At 68.8% G+C, this 234-nt stretch carries 1 protein-coding gene; it reads right to left on the bottom strand.

Features of this window, described 5'->3' with window-relative positions; all coding sequences use genetic code 11:
• The coding region (locus tag R0J92_RS26820; RefSeq protein ID WP_411053923.1) for a PCRF domain-containing protein at window positions 1-234 on the bottom strand (234 nt) is incomplete at both ends.

Genomic DNA, 234 nt, shown 5'->3' with positions numbered 1-234 from the left:
CTTCAGCCAGCCAAAGGCGTTGTGGCCGGAGATGCGCAGCGCTGCGGACTTGATGCCGGCTTCCTCGCCTTCGGTCTCGGCGATCTGCTCGACCTTGTAGCCCTGGCTCTCGGCCCAGCGCACGTACATGCGCCGCAGCATGTGCGCCCAGTCCTGCGCCTCCGTGCCGCCGGCGCCGGCGTTGACCTCCAGGTAGGCGTCGTTGGCGTCTGCTTCGCCGGAGAGCAGGGACTC

Source organism: Tritonibacter sp. SIMBA_163, from assembly GCF_046535935.1.
GTDB lineage: Bacteria > Pseudomonadota > Alphaproteobacteria > Rhodobacterales > Rhodobacteraceae > Epibacterium > Epibacterium scottomollicae.
Note: the sequence above shows the minus strand (reverse complement) of the source record. Positions and strands in the feature narration are given on the sequence as shown.